The organism is Salmonella sp. SAL00672, from assembly GCF_046552175.1.
Classification (GTDB): domain Bacteria; phylum Pseudomonadota; class Gammaproteobacteria; order Enterobacterales; family Enterobacteriaceae; genus Salmonella; species Salmonella enterica.
The window spans coordinates 236,644-254,056 of sequence record NZ_JBGDUQ010000003.1 but is presented as its reverse complement, the minus strand read 5'-3'; the positions used below and the strand labels follow the sequence as shown (position 1 = coordinate 254,056).

Annotated in this window: 17 protein-coding genes and 1 pseudogene; 6 read left to right on the top strand and 12 right to left on the bottom strand. The window is 54.0% G+C overall.

What is annotated here, in order from left to right; genetic code table 11:
• Window positions 1–15 precede the first annotated feature (15 nt).
• On the top strand, window positions 16–1,164 hold the full coding sequence (gene glxK, locus ACLJTG_RS11145) for a glycerate 3-kinase (RefSeq protein WP_000706326.1): 1,149 nt from the start codon (window positions 16–18) through the stop codon (window positions 1,162–1,164).
• A 79-nt stretch (window positions 1,165–1,243) separates the two neighbouring features.
• On the opposite strand, the gene allE is transcribed toward glxK, so the two are convergent.
• The 3 genes and pseudogenes from allE to allD all read right to left on the bottom strand — a co-directional run bounded on the left by allE (window position 1,244) and on the right by allD (window position 4,345).
• A complete protein-coding gene (allE, locus tag ACLJTG_RS11140; RefSeq protein WP_000540985.1) occupies window positions 1,244–2,029 on the bottom strand; it encodes a (S)-ureidoglycine aminohydrolase in 786 nt (261 codons plus the stop codon).
• Window positions 2,030–2,039: 10 nt separating this feature from the next.
• Window positions 2,040–3,274: pseudogene (gene allC, locus ACLJTG_RS11135) on the bottom strand (allantoate deiminase).
• Between the two features lie 21 nt (window positions 3,275–3,295).
• A complete protein-coding gene (gene allD / locus ACLJTG_RS11130; protein WP_000703936.1) occupies window positions 3,296–4,345 on the bottom strand; it encodes an ureidoglycolate dehydrogenase AllD in 1,050 nt (349 codons plus the stop codon).
• 315 nt (window positions 4,346–4,660) lie between these two features.
• Here allD and ACLJTG_RS11125 point away from each other — a divergent pair, with 315 nt between their 5' ends.
• The 4 genes from ACLJTG_RS11125 to ACLJTG_RS11110 are packed head-to-tail and all read left to right on the top strand — an operon-like array spanning window position 4,661 to window position 9,312.
• Window positions 4,661–6,325 carry an acyl-CoA synthetase FdrA gene (locus ACLJTG_RS11125; RefSeq protein WP_021000025.1) on the top strand — a complete coding sequence of 555 codons (1,665 nt, stop codon included), beginning with the start codon at window positions 4,661–4,663 and terminating at the stop codon, window positions 6,323–6,325.
• A 9-nt stretch (window positions 6,326–6,334) separates the two neighbouring features.
• On the top strand, window positions 6,335–7,594 hold the full coding sequence (locus tag ACLJTG_RS11120; protein ID WP_000495333.1) for a DUF1116 domain-containing protein: 1,260 nt from the start codon (window positions 6,335–6,337) through the stop codon (window positions 7,592–7,594).
• A gap of 11 nt (window positions 7,595–7,605) precedes the next feature.
• Complete coding sequence (locus ACLJTG_RS11115) at window positions 7,606–8,415, top strand: DUF2877 domain-containing protein (RefSeq protein WP_000821192.1); 810 nt, start codon at window positions 7,606–7,608, stop codon at window positions 8,413–8,415.
• A gap of 3 nt (window positions 8,416–8,418) precedes the next feature.
• Window positions 8,419–9,312, top strand: a complete 894-nt coding sequence (locus tag ACLJTG_RS11110; RefSeq protein ID WP_021000026.1) for a carbamate kinase — start codon at window positions 8,419–8,421, stop codon at window positions 9,310–9,312.
• 40 nt (window positions 9,313–9,352) lie between these two features.
• Here ACLJTG_RS11110 and purK read toward each other — a convergent pair whose 3' ends face one another.
• From purK to ppiB, 4 genes are all read right to left on the bottom strand, one after another.
• Window positions 9,353–10,420 (bottom strand): 5-(carboxyamino)imidazole ribonucleotide synthase, encoded by a 1,068-nt coding sequence (gene purK, locus ACLJTG_RS11105; protein ID WP_023227359.1) that lies wholly within the window; start codon window positions 10,418–10,420, stop codon window positions 9,353–9,355.
• On the bottom strand, window positions 10,417–10,926 hold the full coding sequence (gene purE / locus ACLJTG_RS11100; protein WP_000098736.1) for a 5-(carboxyamino)imidazole ribonucleotide mutase: 510 nt from the start codon (window positions 10,924–10,926) through the stop codon (window positions 10,417–10,419). Before purE ends, purK begins: the two co-directional genes overlap by 4 nt.
• A gap of 117 nt (window positions 10,927–11,043) precedes the next feature.
• Complete coding sequence (gene lpxH / locus ACLJTG_RS11095) at window positions 11,044–11,766, bottom strand: UDP-2,3-diacylglucosamine diphosphatase (protein WP_000212287.1); 723 nt, start codon at window positions 11,764–11,766, stop codon at window positions 11,044–11,046.
• Between the two features lie 2 nt (window positions 11,767–11,768).
• Window positions 11,769–12,263 (bottom strand): peptidylprolyl isomerase B, encoded by a 495-nt coding sequence (gene ppiB, locus ACLJTG_RS11090; RefSeq protein ID WP_000255991.1) that lies wholly within the window; start codon window positions 12,261–12,263, stop codon window positions 11,769–11,771.
• 172 nt (window positions 12,264–12,435) lie between these two features.
• Between ppiB and cysS the strand changes: the two genes are divergently transcribed.
• Window positions 12,436–13,821: a cysteine--tRNA ligase gene (gene cysS / locus ACLJTG_RS11085; protein ID WP_000912376.1), complete on the top strand. Its 1,386-nt coding sequence runs from the start codon at window positions 12,436–12,438 to the stop codon at window positions 13,819–13,821.
• A gap of 43 nt (window positions 13,822–13,864) precedes the next feature.
• Here cysS and ACLJTG_RS11080 read toward each other — a convergent pair whose 3' ends face one another.
• The 5 genes from ACLJTG_RS11080 to folD form a co-directional block, all read right to left on the bottom strand.
• Window positions 13,865–14,689: a DUF2145 domain-containing protein gene (locus ACLJTG_RS11080; protein WP_023193462.1), complete on the bottom strand. Its 825-nt coding sequence runs from the start codon at window positions 14,687–14,689 to the stop codon at window positions 13,865–13,867.
• The gene (locus tag ACLJTG_RS11075) at window positions 14,686–15,123 is read right to left on the bottom strand and encodes an STM0539 family protein (protein ID WP_001038574.1); all 438 of its coding nucleotides are present in this window, start codon (window positions 15,121–15,123) and stop codon (window positions 14,686–14,688) included. The genes ACLJTG_RS11080 and ACLJTG_RS11075 overlap by 4 nt, the downstream gene beginning before the upstream one ends.
• Window positions 15,116–15,661 carry a metal-dependent hydrolase gene (locus tag ACLJTG_RS11070; RefSeq protein WP_001143571.1) on the bottom strand — a complete coding sequence of 182 codons (546 nt, stop codon included), beginning with the start codon at window positions 15,659–15,661 and terminating at the stop codon, window positions 15,116–15,118. Before ACLJTG_RS11070 ends, ACLJTG_RS11075 begins: the two co-directional genes overlap by 8 nt.
• 126 nt (window positions 15,662–15,787) lie before the next feature.
• Complete coding sequence (gene ybcJ / locus ACLJTG_RS11065; RefSeq protein ID WP_000190281.1) at window positions 15,788–16,000, bottom strand: ribosome-associated protein YbcJ; 213 nt, start codon at window positions 15,998–16,000, stop codon at window positions 15,788–15,790.
• A 1-nt stretch (window position 16,001) separates the two neighbouring features.
• Window positions 16,002–16,868, bottom strand: a complete 867-nt coding sequence (gene folD, locus ACLJTG_RS11060) for a bifunctional methylenetetrahydrofolate dehydrogenase/methenyltetrahydrofolate cyclohydrolase FolD (RefSeq protein WP_000729165.1) — start codon at window positions 16,866–16,868, stop codon at window positions 16,002–16,004.
• Between the last annotated feature and the right edge of the window lie 545 nt (window positions 16,869–17,413).

Below are 17,413 nucleotides of genomic sequence, written 5' to 3'. Positions count from 1 at the left end.
AAACAAGGAGACATGATGAAGATTGTAATTGCGCCAGATTCATTTAAAGAGAGCTTAAGCGCTGATAAATGCTGTCAGGCTATTAAAGCGGGATTTTCAACCGTATTTCCTGATGCGCGCTATGTTTGTTTACCGATCGCCGATGGCGGAGAAGGAACCGTGGACGCGATGGTGGCTGCGACCGGCGGGAAACGGGTTTCTGTGGACGTTAGCGGGCCGATGGGGGAAAAAGTAAACGGATTTTATGGCCTGACCGGCGACGGCAAAACGGCGATTATTGAAATGGCGGCGGCGAGCGGATTGATGCTGGTGGCGCCCGAGGCGCGTAATCCGCTGCTGGCATCCAGTTTCGGCACCGGCGAATTGATTCGTCACGCCCTGGACGCGGGGATTCGCCATATTATTCTGGGTATCGGCGGCAGCGCCACGGTGGATGGCGGAATGGGAGTAGCGCAGGCGCTCGGTGTGCGTTTTCTGGACGCGCAGGGAGCGCCGCTTGGCGCCGGAGGGGGCAATTTATCGCGCCTGGCGAGCATTGACCTGCAGGGGTGCGATCCGCGAATTTCAGAGTGTCGTATTGAGGTCGCCTGTGATGTTGATAACCCGTTGGTGGGGCCACGCGGCGCGGCGGCGGTATTTGGTCCGCAGAAAGGGGCGACGCCTGAAATGGTCGAGACGCTGGAAAATGGATTGCGTAATTATGCCCGTGTCTTACATGCCCTGACCGGACGCGACATGTCTCAAATACCGGGCGGTGGAGCGGCCGGAGGAATGGGGATTGCCGCTATCGTCTTTCTGGAAGCGGAAATGAAGCCCGGTATTGAGATTGTTATGCAGGCGGTGAAGCTGGAGGAGGCGGTAAAAGAGGCCTCGCTGGTGATTACCGGAGAAGGGCGAATCGACTCGCAAACGGCGGGAGGAAAAGCGCCGATAGGCGTCGCGTCAGTGGCGAAACGGCATCACGTCCCGGTTATCGGCATTGCCGGCGTACTGGGCGATGGCGTGGAAGTGGTCCATCGCCACGGTATTGATGCGGTATTCAGTATTTTGCCGCGGCTGGCGCCTTTGCCGGAAGTTCTGGCGAACGGTGAACAAAATCTCTACCACAGCGCCTGTAATATTGCCCGCGTCATCAAACTTGGCCAGGACATCGGGACTCGTTAAGCATAAAAAAAGCCACGGTTCTCACCGTGGCAAAATCCAACATAGCTAAATAAAAAATAATCAGGAGGGCTGCCCGCCGTTAAATCATAACGTCGCGGTTACAGTCTTTGGAGTAGATGTAGCTGAATGCTTCGCCACGACCTACACCGTATCCGGCCTGCAGGGAATAAGCGCCCATGAAGATGTAGTCGCCTTTTTTCACCGGCACCCAGTTGTTGTCGAGGTTATAAACTCCCTGGCCGGAAAGGATATAAGCGCCATGTTCCTGGACGTGGGTTTCAATATAGCCGTGGCTGGCGCCCGGTTCGAACGACAGAATATGCATATTCATATCGAAGCCCAGCTCTTTAGGCAGGAAATCCAGCAGAATAACATCTTCCATGCCTTCATAATGAATACGCTCCAGCTGGCTGGCATTGCCGGAAACCAACCACGGGGCATGCCCCTCGACAGGAGTATAGCGGCGTTTATATAAAAATAGCTGGCTGTCTTCCGTTTGAGCGTTGCTAAAGGTCATCATCTCGCCCGGTGGACAATAGAGGTATCCGCCCTGGGTTAAAGAGAATGTTTTTCCTTCTGCTTTAGCTTCAATATTTCCCGTAATGACATAGAGAAAAGTTTCAATCCCCTCGCCGCCAAAGCCCTGCTGGTTGCCGCCATTCTGATGTAAGGTGACCAGATAATCGACGAAAGAAGCACCCAGCTTCGGCGTCGAAAGGATTGTGACGTCACAGTTTTCAAAGCCGGGAATAATATTTTTCACCAGACCGTCCGGCGTTAAGAGCGCATAGTTACCGTGTTTCACAATGGCGCGGTTCGCCAGTAAATCATCGCGGTAACCCGTGACGTTATTCAGATATCCCATTGATGGCTCCTTATTTTTGCCAGGCAAGTTGATGCAGCATTAATGCCAGAGTTTTGACCCCTTCAGCAAGGTCATTAATGTTGGTACGTTCCGCCGGGTTATGGCTGATACCATTAATGCTGGGGACGAAAATCATACAGGTAGGGACGCGCGGCGCGAAAATTTGCGCGTCATGACCTGCGCCGCTATGCATTATGCGATAGTTCAGTTGTTCGGTTTCACACAGCCTGGTGAGGGCTGCGACCAGTTCGGCGTTCATCGGCACCGGCGCTTCGTCCATCCACAAATCGATATCGATGCTGATATCCATTTCATCGCAGATGGCGCGCATATCGTTTTCCAACTGTTCGGTAAATTCGCGAAGTACCGCGGCGTCCGTATGCCGGCAATCGATTGTAAATGTGGTTTTTCCAGGGACAACATTGACCGTATTCGGCTGCGGCTCAACTTTGCCGAACGTTAATACCAGGGGATCGCCATGCTGTTTGGCTTTTTCAATGGACTGACTGCAAATACGACTGAAGGCATGCACCGTATCGCGACGATAGCCCATTGGCGTTGTGCCTGCATGGTTGGACTCGCCGTTGAGCGTCACCGTGTAGCGACGTTGCCCGACGATGGCGTTGACGACGCCAATCGACTGTCCGTTGCTCTCCAGAACACAGCCTTGCTCAATATGCAATTCAACAAAGGCGCGGATATCGGTTCGCGCGGCGAGCGGCGCGGCGGGAAGGGTAAATCCGCACGCCTGCATAGCGTCGACAAAGCCTGTGCCTTTGGCGTCCTGGATATGGCGTACCTCTTCAGGATTCGCCAGGCCAAAAATGTTCTTGCTGCCCAAAAAACGTAAGGGAAACGGCTGCCTTCTTCCTCAGCCATTGATACTACCTCGACGGTGCGCAGCGGCGCGCCGTAGTTCGCTTTTAGCCAGTCGAGCGCCAGCCAGGCGGCAAGCGCGCCAAATTGCCCGTCCAGATTGCCGCCGTTGACGACCGTATCAATATGCGAACCGCTTAAAATCACCTGCTCCGGAAATTGTGTGCCGCAAAGGCGGCCATATAAATTTCCGACGTCATCAAAGCGTGTTTCCAGACCGCTTTCTGCCATTCGCTTTTTAAACTGCTGCTGTGTTTCCAGCCACTCAGGCGAATAAAGTAAACGCGTCATTCCACCCGTTGGATCGGCTCCAATGGAAGAGAGCCAGGGCAATGTTTCTTCTATCGCGTGGCGAAAATGCTTTATCATAGAAAATTCCTGTTTCAATAATTATTGGGCAAAGGGATTTTTTGTTTCGTATGACTTGAGATAGAGGGCATCGGAAATCAGATATTGATAAATATCATCAACAATATCGATACCATTCATATCGGCATTTTTCTGTTTAATATCCTGATCCTGTCCAGGATAATAAACCTGTTTAAAACCGGGGGCGGGCTTCACGGAATTGAGTTCCTGCATGGTCTGACTAATATGTTTGCGGAATAATTCACAGGAAGAGAAGAACGCCGGATTAATGACCAGATGAAGTTGTCCTAAATTGCGTCCGGCGTGTAAATCTTCATACATCGAACTGACCTGGCGGCCAAACGGCAGCCCCAGCAGAATACCGGACAGAATATCGATCATCATCATCAGGCCGTAACCTTTCGGGCCTGCGGCGGGTAATAACGCATTGACGGCAAAAGGATCATGTGTCGGCGCGCCATTTTTATCAACGGCCCAACTCTCCGGAATGGACTCATTGCGGGACCGTGCATCGAGGACTTTTCCCCAGGCCTGCACGGTGGTGGCCATATCAAAGGTAATGATGTCATCGCCTTCGCCCGGCGCGGCAAAGGCCAGCGGATTAGTGCCATAGTAAATATCCGCCCCGCCAAACGGTACGACCATAGGATCGGACTGACAGATAGACAGACCAATCAGGCCTTCGCGAGCAGCCTGGCGGACGAAATAAGAGATGGCGCCGCTATGGCCCATTCTGCTAATGCCGACAACCGCGACGCCATTTTTTTTGGCTATTTCAATAGCATGCTCCATTCCCATTTTGGCTGCGACCTGTCCGGCAGCATTATCGGCATGCAGTATCGCCGTACAGGGACCGGTATTCTCAATGCGGAACGTCGGCTCCCGGTTGGTGCCGCCTTTTGAAATTCGTTCGGCATAATATTCAACGCGTACGGCGCCATGTGAGTGAATACCTCTGGCATCTGCATAAACCAGTACGTCGGCGACGATGGCGGCGTGCTCACGTTTTAGTCCGGCTTTATAAAGCTTATTTTCGATAAGCTGATGGAGTGTTTCCCGACTGATTTTCATCTGTCTTCCTTTTTAACGACGGTGTGAAGCATGACTGCGATTAACATACCGGGAAAATAAAATGATTATGTGATCCAGACAGGCAAAAAAATATAATTAGAATTTATTTGATAATCAGGCGGGTTTTATCTTTTTGCTTAAATAAAAAGCTTTTTTAGAAAATCATAACTAATCCTTTAGCCGTTGTTTGAATTCTTTTGTTAATAAATTTGATGTGACGTTAATCACTCTATTTACCCTCCCGGATATATACCGTGAAGCGCACATTAACACTGCTCGTGCAATTGCAATGGGTGCAATTATTAAGGAGTTGTTATGATCCACGCCTTTATTAAAAAAGGGTGTTTTCAGGACTCTGTCAGCTTAATGATTATTTCTCGAAAGCTGAGTGAGTCCGAAAATGTTGATGATGTATCGGTAATGATGGGAACGCCTGCGAATAAGTCGCTGCTGGAAACTACCGGTTTCTGGCATGACGATTTTCATGGCGCTACGCCCAATGACATTTGCGTGGCGATTCGTACCGAAGCGGTAGATGACGGCATTACGCAGGTGATTGTGCAACAGCTCGAAGAAGCATTGCAGCAGTTGGCGCAGGGAAGCAGCGGCAGCCAGTCGTTAATCCAGGTCAGACGCTGGGAAAGCGCCTGTCAGAAACTGCCAGAGGCGAATCTGGCGCTGGTATCGGTGGCCGGCGAATATGCGGCGGAACTGGCAGAGCAGGCGCTGGATCGTTCGTTGAACGTGATGATCTTCTCCGATAATGTCACGCTGGACGATGAAATCAGACTAAAACGCCGGGCGCGTGATAAAGGACTGCTGGTCATGGGGCCGGATTGCGGCACCGCTATGATCGCCAATACGCCGCTGGCTTTCGCTAACGTCATGCCAGAGGGCAACATCGGGGTGATTGGCGCTTCCGGCACCGGTATTCAGGAGCTCTGTTCACAGATTGCGCTGGCGGGGGAAGGGATTACCCATGCCATCGGGCTTGGCGGACGCGATTTGAGCGCCGAGGTCGGCGGGATCAGCGCGCTAACGGCACTGGACATACTCAGCGCGGATGAAAAGAGCCAGGTGCTGGCCTTTGTCTCCAAACCGCCTGCCGATGCGGTTCGTCAGCATATTATCGCGGCGATGAAAGCCACCGGCAAACCCGTTGTAGCGCTGTTCTTAGGGTTTTCCTCCCCCGTTGCGCGTGAGGAAAACGTCTGGTTTGCCTCGACGCTGGATGAAGCCGCCCGGCTGGCATGTTTATTGTCTCGCGTGACGTCGCAGCGTAAAGAAATGGTTTCAACAGGCGGCGTGATTCGTGGTCTCTATACCGGCGGAACGCTGGCGGCGGAAGCGGCGGGACTGCTGGCCGGCTATCTGGGCGTCGCGACGGATACGGAACATCACCATGGCATGATGCTTGACGCTGACGGCCACCAGATTATCGATCTGGGCGATGACTTTTATACCGTTGGGCGACCACATCCGATGATCGACCCGGCGTTACGTAATCAGCTTATCGCCGGGCTTGGCGCGCAGCCGCAGGTACGCGTGTTATTAGTGGACGTCGTTATTGGTTTTGGCGCGACCGCCGATCCCGCCGCATCGCTGATTCAGGCCTGGCAGAAGGCATGCGACGCACGCGCCAGCGATCAGCCGCTGTTCGCCATCGCAACCGTCACCGGAACGGAACGCGATCCTCAGTGCCGCTCGCAACAAATCGCCGCGCTCGAAGATGCCGGCATCACGGTAGTGGATTCCCTTCCCGAAGCCACTCTGTTGGCCGCGGAACTGATTCGACCCACTCTCTCTTCTACTCATCCATCAGCCCCCCGGTTACTGGAAGCGGTGGCGGTGATTAATGCCGGGTTACGTAGCTTCGCGCTGGATTTACAGGCTGCCGGTATGCCCGTGGTGCACTACCAGTGGGCGCCTGTCGCTGGCGGTAATAAAAAACTGGCTCGTCTGTTAGAACGTTTGCAATAAGGGGTTCCCATGTTTACATCAGTGGCGCAAGCCAACGCTGCAGTCATCGAACAAATTCGTCGCGCACGTCCGCACTGGCTGGATGTGAAGCCAGCTTCTTCATTAATTAGCGTGCTCAATCAAGGGAAAACGCTTCTTCATGCCGGCCCGCCGATGCGCTGGCAAGAGATGACCGGCCCGATGAAAGGCGCCTGTATCGGCGCATGCCTGTTTGAAGGATGGGCCAAAGATGAAATGAGCGCGCTCGCGCTGTTAGAGCAGGGAAAGGTCAACTTTATTCCCTGCCATCACGTTAACGCCGTGGGGCCGATGGGCGGTATTACGTCAGCCAGTATGCCGATGCTGGTCGTGGAAAATATCACCGACGGCAATCGCGCGTACTGCAATCTCAACGAAGGGATCGGCAAAGTGATGCGTTTCGGCGCCTATGGCGAGGATGTTCAGCAACGTTTGCGCTGGATGCGCGATGTGCTGATGCCGGTATTAAGCGCGGCGCTGGGACGTCTGGAGCGGGGGCTCGACCTGACCGCAATGATGGCGCAGGGCATTACGATGGGAGATGAATTCCACCAGCGCAATATCGCCTCTTCCGCATTGCTGATGCGCACGTTGGCGCCGCATATCGTCCGTCTGGAACACGATAAGCAGCAGATAGCGGAAGTGATGGATTTTCTGAGCGTCACCGATCAATTCTTCCTTAATCTGGCGATGGCCTACTGTAAAGCCGCCATGGACGCGGGCGCGCAGATTCGCGCCGGCAGTATTGTGACGGCGATGACCCGCAATGGCGATATGTTTGGCATTCGGGTTAGCGGTCTGGGCGACCGTTGGTTCACCGCGCCTGTTAATACGCCACAGGGGCTATTTTTTACCGGTTTTTCGCAGGATCAGGCCAACCCGGACATGGGCGACAGCGCCATTACTGAAACGTTTGGTATTGGCGGCGCTGCGATGATTGCCGCGCCTGGCGTAACGCGTTTTGTCGGTGCCGGGGGAATGGAAGCGGCGAAATCTGTTTCTGAAGAGATGGCTGAAATTTATCTCGAACGCAACATGCAGCTACAAATCCCCGGCTGGGATTTTCAGGGGGCCTGTCTGGGACTGGATATCCGCCGCGTGGTCGAGACCGGAATTACGCCGCTGATTAACACGGGTATCGCGCATAAAGAGGCGGGGATTGGCCAGATTGGCGCGGGAACCGTCCGTGCGCCGCTGGCCTGTTTCGAGCAGGCGCTGGAAGCGCTGGCGGAAAGCATGGGCGTAAGTTAAGAGAGCGTCTCATGAAACGTATCCATCCTCTTATGGCAAGCCGACAATCGGCGGATTATCGGCAACCCTGGCAGATGTCAGGGGTATGGCGTCGCTCTATTAATTTTGTGGCGAAAAGCGGTGAGTTATTAACGCTTCACCGTCGGGGGAGCGGCTTCAGTCCGGGAGGGTGGATACTGCGCGGCGGCGATTTTGACGCATTGCGCGATGTGCTCACCGATGGCGAAAAACCGCAGTCAACCGCTGCCGGTATTCAGATTGGCGAGTTTCTTTTATGCGAGCCGGAGAGGCGCTGTTCGCTGCGGGTTCCACGCTATCTTGCGTCGCCGCGTCTTAACGCGACGTACATGCAGCGTAGTGAGGAGACGGGACTGTTTGGGCCGTTAACCGTCGCCGCAGCTCAGCCTCTATGTCCGGAACTTCGCCAGTTTTGTCACTGCTTTCAGTCGGCGCTTGCAGGTGCTGCGACTGACTGGCGGCTATGGCTGGGTAAAGGGCCGGGCTTAACGCCCAGTCATGACGACACGCTGACAGGAATGTTGCTGGCGGCCTGGTATTTTGGCGCCATAGATGAACGCGCCGGGCGTAATTTTTTTGCCCAATCCGGCAGCCTTGATCGGGCGACGACGCTCGTGAGCGTTAGCTATTTACGCTATGCGGCTATGGGTTATTTCGCGTCGCCTTTACTCCACTTTATTCATGCGCTGCGACGAGATGTTCGCACAGAAACGGCGATTGACGGACTGCTGGCGCTGGGGCACACCTCTGGCGCGGATACGCTGCTGGGGTTCTGGCTTGGACAACAAATAGTAAAAGGATAGGGAATGAAAACGTTGGTAGTTGCTCTTGGCGGCAACGCATTATTGCAGCGCGGAGAAGCGCTAACGGCAGAGAATCAATATCGCAATATTGCTGACGCGGTGCCCGCGCTGGCGCGACTTGCCCGCTCGTATCGGCTGGCGATAGTACATGGCAACGGCCCTCAGGTCGGCCTGTTGGCTTTACAGAACCTTGCCTGGAAAGCCGTTGAGCCTTATCCGCTGGATGTGCTGGTAGCGGAGAGTCAGGGCATGATCGGCTATATGCTGGCGCAGCGTCTGGCGCTTGAACCCGATATGCCGCCGGTGACTACAGTATTAACGCGGATAAAGGTATCGGCGGACGATCCTGCTTTTCTTGAACCGGAAAAGTTTATTGGTCCCGTTTATTCGCCAGAAGAGCAAATGTCGCTGGAAGCGACTTATGGCTGGCATATGAAACGTGATGGAAAATATCTGCGCCGTGTCGTTGCTTCCCCGGCACCGCGTCAGATTATCGAAAGCGCCGCTATTGAGTTATTGCTAAAAGAGGGCCATGTGGTGATTTGCAGCGGCGGTGGCGGGGTACCTGTTGCCGGCGAGGGCGAAGGGGTCGAGGCGGTGATAGATAAAGACCTGGCGGCGGCATTGCTGGCGGAGCAGATAGCGGCCGATGGTCTGATCATTTTGACGGATGCGGATGCGGTGTATGAACATTGGGGGACGCCGCAGCAGCGCGCTATTCGTCAGGCTTCGCCCGATGAGCTGGCGCCGTTTGCCAAAGCCGATGGCGCGATGGGGCCGAAGGTGACCGCGGTAAGCGGGTATGTGAAGCGGTGCGGAAAGCCGGCATGGATTGGCGCATTGTCGCGTATTGACGATACCCTGGCGGGCAGAGCGGGAACCTGCATCTGTCTGTGATCGCGACGGGCGGCGACAGAGAATGCGCCGCCCACGCTGTTTATTTAAGCTTACTTTGCGCCCAGATAATGCCGCTGGCGTATTCGCCTGGCAGGAGCGGAGAGAGCGCTTCCAGGGTGGCGCTAAGACGTGACGTATCGCTGTCGGTCAGATTCAGATGGCCGACTTTTCGCCCCGGACGTACCGCTTTATCATACCAGTGCAGATGTACCAGCGGCAGCTTCAGCCAGTCGTAATTCAGCTCGCTGCCGATCAGGTTGATCATCACCGACGGGGCGTTAATCACCGGCGCGGGCAACGGCAGGCCGGTAATCGCGCGCAAATGCAATTCAAACTGACTGATGCTGGCGCCATTTTGCGTCCAGTGTCCGCTGTTATGCACGCGCGGCGCCAGTTCATTGATTAACAGGCCTTCCGACGTGATAAAACATTCCATCGCCATTACGCCGACGTAGTTCAGCGCCTGCATAATTGCTGACAGCATCGATTCCGCCTGCTCCTGCTGTTCGGCGTTCGCCTGTGGGAACGCGACGCTGGTCCGCAAGATGCCGTCCTGATGCAAATTGTGCGTTAGCGGGTAAAACACGGTACTGCCGTCATGAGCGCGCGCGCCGACTAACGACACTTCGCCGGAAAAATGGATACCGCGCTCAACAATACATTCGCCATAGCAGTCATCCGGCAGTTGCCCGGTTTCGTCCGCGCGTAGACGCCACTGCCCGCGACCGTCGTAGCCGCCAACGCGACGCTTAATAATCGCCAGTTCGCCCAGGCGGTCAAAGATGCCGGACCACTCGTCGGCGCTGGTCAGCAGCTGCCACGGCGCGGTCGCGAGTCCCAGTTTATCGAAAAGCTGTTTTTGTGTCAGACGGTCGGCGATGATCGGAAATACATCGCGATTGACGAAGGCCGGGTGGCGCGCCAGCTCGCGGGTAAGCGCGGTTTCCGGCCAGCGCTCAATCTCTGCGGTAATGACGCTCTGCTGTACCGGCACGGCGGTAGGCTCTGCATCCAGACCAACCGGCCAGACGGCGATACCCAGCGGTTCGCCCGCCTGGCGCAGCATTCGGCCCAGTTGCCCGTTGCCGAGAACGCAAACTTGCTTCATAGCGTCCCCCGCGGATCGGGATTTTCCAGAACTTCATCGGTTTGCGCTTTGCGCCAGTCGGCAATGCGCTGATGCAGTTCCGCGTCGTGTTGCGCCAGAATCTGCGCGGCGAGCAGGGCGGCGTTAGCGGCACCGGCTTTACCGATCGCCAGCGTACCCACCGGAATGCCGCGCGGCATCTGCACGATGGAGTAGAGGCTATCCACGCCGCTTAGCGCAGCGCTTTGTACCGGCACGCCGAGTACCGGGACCAGCGTTTTTGCCGCAATCATTCCCGGCAGGTGTGCCGCGCCGCCCGCCCCGGCAATAATCACTTGATATCCGTTCTCTTCCGCCGTTTCGGCGAAACTGAACAGTTTATCGGGGGTGCGATGGGCGGAAACCACTTCTACATGGTGCGGGACATCCAGAATTTCAAAAATTTCGGCGGCGAATTGCATGGTAGCCCAGTCGCTTTTGGACCCCATCACGATGGCGACACGCGCCGGATTATTGCGGGAAGACATGCGTCTTAAAACTCCTGTGGTGCGGGACACGCTGCTTTTGAGGTGTCAGAGAATAGCATGATAATCAGGCAAGGAAAACGGTTGCGTGTACGCCGTAACGGACGATTCGACGAACATTTACAGGGGGAAGGCGATTAACTCCACGTTATCCGGCGTGACTTTTACCATTGAACCTTCATGATGCCATGCGCCTAACACCACGCGGAACGCGGGCTGGTCGTTGACGGAAAGTTCATGCACTGCCGGGCGGTGGGTGTGACCGTGAACCAGCCACTGTACGCGGTGTTTTTCCATTTCGGCGACGACGGTCTGCGCATTGACGTCCATAATATCCAGCGATTTGCTGCTGTTGGCGGCTTTACTGCCGGCGCGCATTCTGGCGGCGATACGGCGGCGGATAAACAGCGGCAGGGTAAGGAACAGTCGTTGAACCCACGGATTATGGACTTTGGCGCGAAACGCCTGATATCCGGCATCATCGGTACAGAGCGTATCGCCGTGCATAATCAACACATTGCGGCCATACAGGTCGAGCACTTTTTCCTGCGGCAGTAGAATCATGCCGCTTTCGCGGGCAAATCGCTTGCCAATCAGGAAATCACGGTTACCGTGAATAAAGAAGCAGGGGACGCCGGAATCAACCAGCGATTTAATGGCAACGGCCATTTCACGATGTAGCGGGTTGGGGTCGTCGTCGCCAATCCAGGCCTCGAAGAGATCGCCAAGAATATACAGCGCGTCGGCCTGACGGGCTTCTACGGCTAAAAAACGCAGAAAACCGGCGACGATCGCCGGTTCTTCCGTTTGCAGATGCAAGTCTGCAATAAACAGTGTCGCCACGATTACTCGCTGACGGTCACGTTTTCAATGATGACGTCTTCTTTTGGTACGTCCTGGTGCATACCACTACGGCCAGTGGCGACGCCTTTGATTTTATCTACCACGTCCATACCTTCTACGACTTCCGCAAAGACGCAGTAGCCCCAGCCCTGCAAACTTTCGCCGGAGAAGTTCAGGAAGTCGTTGTCTGCCACGTTGATGAAGAATTGCGCGGTAGCCGAGTGTGGCGCCTGAGTACGCGCCATTGCCAGCGTACCACGGGTATTTTTCAGACCATTGTTGGCTTCGTTTTTGATAGCCTCTTTGGTGGCTTTCTGTTTCATGCCCGGCTCAAAGCCGCCGCCCTGAATCATAAAACCGTTAATCACACGGTGGAAAATGGTGTTGTTGTAAAAACCTTCGCGGCAGTAGTCCAGGAAGTTTTTAACTGTTTCAGGCGCTTTATCATCAAAGGTTTTGATTACGATATCGCCGTGATTAGTGTGGAAAGTAACCATTTTTGCATCCTGTTCCAAGAGAGTGGTGCTTTAGCCCGCAATGGGGCACATATAGGGGCTTGTTATAGCATAACCGTAAGCTGCGATCACCTTGCAAAGTGTGCTGCTTCAAGGTTGAATTATGAGTATTATACACACCTAATTACCCACACACGTCTATACGGAATCTTCGATGTTAAAAATTTTTAATACACTGACGCGCCAAAAAGAGGAATTCAAACCCATTCATGCCGGGGAAGTCGGCATGTACGTGTGTGGTATCACCGTTTACGATCTCTGCCACATTGGTCACGGACGCACGTTTGTCGCTTTTGACGTTGTCGCGCGCTATTTGCGTTTTCTCGGTTATAAGCTGAAGTATGTGCGTAACATTACCGATATCGACGATAAAATTATTAAACGCGCCAATGAAAACGGCGAAAGTTTTGTCGCGCTGGTCGACAGAATGATTGCGGAAATGCATCAGGACTTCGACGCGCTGAATATTCTGCGTCCGGACAGCGAGCCGCGTGCGACGCACCATATTCAGGAAATTATCGAGCTCACCCGCACCTTAATCGAGAAAGGGCACGCCTATGTGGCGGATAACGGCGATGTGATGTTTGATGTACCGACCGATCCGACTTATGGGCAGCTTTCCCGTCAGGATCTTGAGCAGCTTCAGGCGGGCGCGCGCGTGGATGTCGTTGACGTGAAGCGTAACCCGATGGACTTCGTGCTGTGGAAAATGTCGAAAGAGGGCGAGCCGAGCTGGCCGTCGCCGTGGGGCGAAGGGCGTCCGGGCTGGCACATTGAATGTTCGGCGATGAACTGCAAGCAGTTGGGCAACCATTTTGATATTCACGGCGGCGGTTCCGATCTGATGTTCCCGCACCATGAAAACGAGATTGCCCAGTCTACCTGCGCGCATGACGGCGAATACGTCAACTACTGGATGCACTCCGGTATGGTGATGGTGGATCGCGAGAAGATGTCCAAATCGCTGGGCAACTTCTTTACCGTGCGCGACGTGCTGAAATACTACGATGCGGAAACCGTGCGCTACTTCCTGATGTCCGGGCATTACCGTAGCCAACTGAACTACAGCGAAGAGAACCTCAAGCAGGCGCGCGCTTCGCTGGAGCGGCTATACACCGCATTGCGTGGAACGGATAAATCAGCGGCCCCGGCGGGCGGCGAGGCGTTTGAAGCGCGTTTCGTGGAGGCGATGAATGACGATTTCAATACCCCGGAAGCCTACTCCGTCCTGTTTGATATGGCGCGTGAAGTCAACCGTCTGAAGGGCGAGGATATGACCGCCGCGAATGCGATGGCGTCTCATCTGCGGAAGATTTCTGGCGTGCTGGGACTGCTGGAGCAGGAGCCGGATGTTTTCCTGCAAAGCGGCGCGCAGGCGGATGACGGTGAAGTTGCGGAAATTGAAGCCTTGATTCAACAGCGTCTGGATGCCCGTAAAGCGAAAGACTGGGCGGCGGCGGACGCGGCGCGCGATCGTCTCGCTGAAATGGGTATTATTCTGGAAGATGGCCCGCAGGGCACCACCTGGCGGCGTAAGTAAGCGCTTTTACAGGCCGCTCTATTTGCATAGAACGGCCTGTTTTTTATTTTTTCGCACCGGGCGAAAGATAAACACACACCGGCTCCCCCAGATTCTGATGTTCACACCCGGGTATTGCCCGGCTGTAATGGGCAATAAAGCGGATGACGCTGTCGCCGCTGTTTAGCCCCACATTTCCTTTTCGCAGCAATTCTGCTGGCTGATCGTCGGTGAAAACGTTAGGGGTGAACAGTTTTGCGCCTAATCGTTCAAAAGTGCCAGCACTAACGATAGAGGGTTGATAACCCTGAAGCTGCAACCAGCGGCGGGCATCATTACGTGACCAAATCTGCGCATCGTTTGCTCGCGCAAACACTTCGAGAAGCCAGCCATTCGAATTCTGATAAGGGCCGGAAAAAGGCCACGCAATTAGGTTATAGCGGGGACTGTGGAAGAGATTGAGTTTGATAGCGCTATGTAAGAGCGTTTGTAATGCCGTCGCGATATCTGAACGCGGGCGCAAAACGGCAATGCTCTGATTCACCAGGTCATCAGCCAGAAACTCATACAGACCTTGTATATAGAGCGCTGATTCAGCGGTTCCGCAAGTATTCAGATTATGGTAAACCCGCCAGTCTCCGTTTGGCTGGCGCATGGCATAGCCAGCATGTGACCAGGTTAAATGTCGGCTCGACATATCTTGCCCCTGGCGAACCAGAATGACGACCGGATCGGGTTGACTGTTAAGCTGCTGTTTGAGTTGTAACGCCTGATCCATTGTCGCTGCGATGCTCTCCGGCGTGTTTGCTTTTTGGTGACAGTTAGCACTGTCTGCATAAGCGTTGAGCGAGATTGCGCTGAGCCACAGGGCAAACGCGAACCGCTTCATTTGGCCGGTACCGTCTGGTTGCTGGAAAGTCCTGCGTCGTCCTGATTTACCATATGGGCAAGGACCTTGCCCTCTTTTTTCAAATAAGCGCCGGTGCCTTCCTGCGTTTTTTCCAGAGTGACTTTATCACCTGCTTTGAGGTTGCCTTCTTTGACGACATTTAGAGGAACTTGCATTTTAATGTCTTTGTTATCGGGGGACTTAGTGGTTAACAGCGCGGTTTTTTGCTTTTTATTTTCGACAACAGATCCAATGCTCAGGTTGAGCGGCAGCAGTACGGGGGAGAGTATAATTCCGCTAACCAGTGCGGAACTGCCCACGCTGACAACCGCAGACGATGCCGCATACCAGCCAGTGGCAGACATTTCTTCGCTATAGCTGGCGTGGGAAAATGAGAAACAGATGACCGCGGCGGCGAATGTCATTTTATTCATATTGATTCCTTTTAATATGCGTTTTAAGTACCCATAGAAATAACACTAAAATACTTCCCGGCAACCACACCCACAGCAATTCTGAGAGAATGACCTGGTGTCCATACGGCGTGATGTAGCTTGAAAGCGCAAACGGCGCGACTTTAATCACCTGCCAGGGCGCAAAGAAACGTTCATCCGACCACGGCCACAGCCAGCCGACGCCTTTCCCACCCGTGGTTATCGAATCCAGCAGGCTGTGCGACAGCAATGAAACGGTTAAAAACAGCCAGCAGCGCACCTGCCCCGCTCGAAACCATCGTCGTCCCGCGAGTACGCACAACAGGGGGAGGACGAATGCGAAAAGTAAAGAATGGGTAAATCCACGATGGCCGAACACGTTGCCGTAGGCGACGCCAAATTTAAAGGCCAGCACGTCGGCATCGGGGAGCATCGCCAGCACAACACCGGCAAACAGCAGGCGAGGAGGGATAACTTTCAGGCCTAAGCCTGCGCCAAGACACAGAGGAACGGCGGCGTGGGTGATAACGGTAGGCATAGCGATGGTTCACAGGGAAATAGCCATGCTAGCAGTTGGAACGCAGAGGATTAAGTGGATGATTATCTGAAAAGACAGCGTAATCAGGCCGGATAAGACGCTTTGCGTCGCTATCCGGCACTTGTATCAGGCCACGACGTTCACACTTTGGCCTTCAAAGCTAACGGTTTGCCCGGCGACAATTTTGCAGCGTTTACGCGTTTCAACCACGCCATCAACCTTCACCAACCCGTCGGCAATGGCGATTTTCGCCTGCGCGCCGCTTTCGCTCCAGCCTTCCAGCTTGAGCAGATCGCACAGCTCGACGTGCGGGTGCTTGCCTAAAGAGAATGTCGCCATGTTATTTTCCTTGTGGATCGTGATATTCAATGCACGCCTGCAGCGTGTTTTCGATAAGCGTGGCGACCGTCATCGGGCCGACGCCGCCCGGTACTGGCGTGATGTATGACGCGCGCGCCGCGGCTTCGTCAAACACGACGTCGCCAACGACCTTGCCATTTTCCAGACGGTTAATACCGACATCAATCACAATTGCGCCTTCTTTAATCCATTCGCCGGGAATAAAGCCCGGTTTACCTACGGCGACAATGAGCAAATCAGCATGCTCGACATGGTGACGCAGATCTTTGGTAAAGCGGTGCGTAACGGTAGTCGTACAGCCAGCCAGCAGCAGCTCCATGCTCATTGGGCGTCCAACGATATTGGACGCGCCAATGACCACCGCATTCAGGCCGTAGGTATCAATATTGTAACGCTCAAGCAGGGTCACAATACCGCGGGGCGTACAGGGACGCAGGCGCGGCGCACGCTGGCACAGACGACCGACATTATAAGGATGAAAACCGTCTACGTCTTTATCTGGCGCGATACGCTCCAGCACTTTAACGTTGTCGATGCCTGCCGGTAAAGGCAACTGCACCAGAATACCGTCGATCGTGTTATCTGCATTCAGAGTATCGATAAGCGCCAGCAGTTCGGCTTCGCTGGTGGTTTCTGGCAGGTCATAGGAGCGGGAGACGAATCCCACTTCGTCGCACGCTTTACGTTTGCTTGCGACATAAATCTGTGAGGCCGGATTGCTGCCGACCAACACCACAGCCAGGCCGGGAGCGCGAAGACCTGCTGCGACGCGTGCCTGAACTTTTTGAGCAACCTCAGATCGCACCTGCTGCGCAATCGTTTTACCGTCAATAATCTTTGCTGCCATCAGAGAGAAGATTCCATCTGTTACTTCAAGTCAAAGGGGATGACGCTATTTTGTCAGAAGCGGGCCTCGCTGTCAGTTAACGTTTGTGTTTCCGATGCAAACGCGACGTCTCCCCCGTCTGTTGACGATACTGAGACGTGGCCCGTAAGCGCGCCATGATTAACCAAAAAGAAACAATTCATCACCCTGGCTATGGTTACCGTAATCCCTCGTCGTTAATAGCATCGGGCGGCATAATGCGACATTTTATACAAAATAAGATTAGACCCTTCTTATATCCCAATAAGAATTAGCTTAGGTCATTAAAAGAGTTTGCGGCTATTTTTTATTTAGCGAAATGTTTAATTTATTACCGTGACGAAATGTCATATTCGCAAAGATTAATTACTGCGTCTGATACTCAGGGGAGAAACAGAAAACTAATTAATCTGCGATATCTATCTTTACAGGATGCAGAGATAACTTTTCTGACATGCTATGTCGATAATAATTCAAACGGAGCCGACAGGATGCCGAAACCGGGTGTGTGTAATTCAAGGGAAATC

Bases quoted from the DNA above. Each gene is read 5' to 3' on its own strand.
- ACLJTG_RS11110 (WP_021000026.1), top strand. From the start codon at position 8,419: ATGAAAACGTTGGTAGTTGCTCTTGGCGGCAACGCATTATTGCAGCGC.
- ybcJ (WP_000190281.1), bottom strand. From the start codon at position 16,000: ATGGCGACATTCTCTTTAGGCAAGCACCCGCACGTCGAGCTGTGCGAT.
- glxK (WP_000706326.1), top strand. From the start codon at position 16: ATGAAGATTGTAATTGCGCCAGATTCATTTAAAGAGAGCTTAAGCGCT.
- purK (WP_023227359.1), bottom strand. From the start codon at position 10,420: ATGAAGCAAGTTTGCGTTCTCGGCAACGGGCAACTGGGCCGAATGCTG.
- ppiB (WP_000255991.1), bottom strand. From the start codon at position 12,263: ATGGTTACTTTCCACACTAATCACGGCGATATCGTAATCAAAACCTTT.
- purE (WP_000098736.1), bottom strand. From the start codon at position 10,926: ATGTCTTCCCGCAATAATCCGGCGCGTGTCGCCATCGTGATGGGGTCC.
- allE (WP_000540985.1), bottom strand. From the start codon at position 2,029: ATGGGATATCTGAATAACGTCACGGGTTACCGCGATGATTTACTGGCG.
- ACLJTG_RS11115 (WP_000821192.1), top strand. From the start codon at position 7,606: ATGAAACGTATCCATCCTCTTATGGCAAGCCGACAATCGGCGGATTAT.
- folD (WP_000729165.1), bottom strand. From the start codon at position 16,868: ATGGCAGCAAAGATTATTGACGGTAAAACGATTGCGCAGCAGGTGCGA.
- ACLJTG_RS11120 (WP_000495333.1), top strand. From the start codon at position 6,335: ATGTTTACATCAGTGGCGCAAGCCAACGCTGCAGTCATCGAACAAATT.
- ACLJTG_RS11080 (WP_023193462.1), bottom strand. From the start codon at position 14,689: ATGAAGCGGTTCGCGTTTGCCCTGTGGCTCAGCGCAATCTCGCTCAAC.
- cysS (WP_000912376.1), top strand. From the start codon at position 12,436: ATGTTAAAAATTTTTAATACACTGACGCGCCAAAAAGAGGAATTCAAA.
- ACLJTG_RS11075 (WP_001038574.1), bottom strand. From the start codon at position 15,123: ATGAATAAAATGACATTCGCCGCCGCGGTCATCTGTTTCTCATTTTCC.
- ACLJTG_RS11125 (WP_021000025.1), top strand. From the start codon at position 4,661: ATGATCCACGCCTTTATTAAAAAAGGGTGTTTTCAGGACTCTGTCAGC.
- ACLJTG_RS11070 (WP_001143571.1), bottom strand. From the start codon at position 15,661: ATGCCTACCGTTATCACCCACGCCGCCGTTCCTCTGTGTCTTGGCGCA.
- allD (WP_000703936.1), bottom strand. From the start codon at position 4,345: ATGAAAATCAGTCGGGAAACACTCCATCAGCTTATCGAAAATAAGCTT.